Source organism: Paenimyroides marinum (assembly GCF_900108395.1).
Lineage (GTDB): Bacteria > Bacteroidota > Bacteroidia > Flavobacteriales > Flavobacteriaceae > Flavobacterium > Flavobacterium marinum.
Genome location: NZ_FNXE01000088.1, coordinates 1 through 2,086, shown reverse-complemented (window position 1 = coordinate 2,086; position 2,086 = coordinate 1). Strand labels below are relative to the sequence as shown.

The 2,086-nt window shown below is 34.6% G+C and carries 1 protein-coding gene; it reads left to right on the top strand.

The annotated features are described in order from the left end of the window. Nucleotides 1–567: 567 nt before the first annotated feature. The coding region (locus tag BLW20_RS14470) for a GEVED domain-containing protein (RefSeq protein ID WP_177165112.1) at nucleotides 568–2,086 on the top strand (1,519 nt) is incomplete at its 3' end.

Here is a 2,086-nt window from a genome sequence, read left to right as displayed (position 1 = left end):
CAAACCGAAAAGGCTTCGCAATTCATTAAAATCATAAAAAAATAAAGATTAATAATCTTTTAATTAAAAAGGCTATTTCACATTTGAGATAGCCTTTTTTTTCAAAAAAGGAAAACTTAGGCTATTCCTATATAATTGCAAATTTATTAATTTGTAGCGTGTTAAAAATAAAAAGCTTATGTTGAACAATTATTTCAAAAAAGACTAAAAATTAGGGCAGATAACTACTTTTCCGAGGAATTCGAAATACAAAAAATTAAAGAAAAATTTCTGAATTTTTAACACCAAGAAAAACTTCAAGCTCAGAAAGCAACGATGTAGAGTTTGTTTTTTTTGTAGAATTCAAACACAATAAGTAAAGGATTTATACTTTGCAAAAAACGAAACCAAGGCAAAAACGACATACTTTTATGTATTATAGCCCTGTTTTTTCATTATATAAAAAGAAAAAACTTTTTCCTTAAAGAATATTATTTATATTTAGTTAATTTTTTTATAATTTAAACCTAAAAAATTCAGAAAAAATATTTAAGTTTATCTTTTAATTAATTAACTGATGTCTAAAATATGAAAAAAATTACACATTTATCTAGGTTAAAGATACGGTGGCTAAACACCAAAACCTTGATTTTTTTATTATTTGGTTTGTTTTTGCCGGTTTTAAATGGTGCAGCACAGACTTACTGTACACCAGCATATTTTACTGGCTGTAGTTGGGATGACGACCTAAACAGTTTTAAGATTACCGGTCAAGGTACATCTGTGATTAGCGATTTAAACACAGGTTGTACAACTAATGGGTATTTGGATAATAGTACTGCAATACCAGCCGTTGATCTTCTTCCAGGGCAGTCCTATCCTGTTGAAATGAATACAAATTATACTGCAGGTTGGGAAAAAGCAAGCATCTGGATTGATTTTAACAATGATGGTACATTTGATAATACTACTGAAAAATTATTAACAGATTTATCTTTAGATCAACATCCATCTTTTTCAACTGCTACAATTGACATTCCAATTACAGCAACACCAGGTATTCGCAGAATGCGTGTTCGTGTAGTGTATAACGGATTAGGATTTGATGCTTGCTCCAATGAAGATTATGGTGAAGCACACGATTACAGTGTAAATATATTACCTCTCACTCCATGTACAGGTACACCTACAGCAGGAACTGCCTCAGCTACACAAAGAACATGTGCCGGAGATCCTTTTACTTTATTACTTACAGGTAGTACTGTTGGGGGCAATTTAACTTATCAATGGCAGAGTTCACCGCAAGGTGCTGGGACCTGGACAAATTTAACGGGGGCTACAACTATATCTTATACTGTAACAAATCAAACCGCAGATACCGATTATCGTTGTATTGTAACCTGTACGACCAGTAATAGTAATGATACATCTACTGTGGTTTCAGTGGCTCACATAGCACCTATAGGTAACTTTTACGAAGATTTTGAGACAACAGTTACAGGGGGCTATTCAAACCCTACGGTTCCGGATTGTTGGAGTTATTTTGTAAATACGGGTTATGGTTATGGATACACATCAACTGGTGGACAAACAGGAAAAGGCTTTTATGCTTATCCATATAGTGATACAGAATTATTCTTAGTATCGCCTGAAACGGTAGATTTAGGAAACGGAACCAAACAAGTGCGTTTCTCGGCAAATCTTTCATCGACCGGTATAATTGGAACAGAAATAAGGGTTTATAGTTTAGATGGGAAAACTTCTACAGCTGCCCAAACTCTAATACAAACAATTCCTTTAAAAACGACCGGTTGGCAGGAATATATCGTGCCATTGCCCGTAACTACCGATGATTACTTTGCCATTGCGTTTTACGGAGCACCGAGTCAATATCCGAACATTTATATAGACGATGTTTATTACGAAGATTTGTCTCCTTGTATTTTTCCATTGGGGATAGATGTTACAAACGTGACAACAACAACTGCAAATATTTCGTGGGACGCTTCAACAGCAACCGGAGTAACAGGTTATGAATATGAAGTACGAGATGCAAGCGGTACAGTAGTTCAGTCAGGCTCAACTACAGGTGCAACTTCAGCAACTG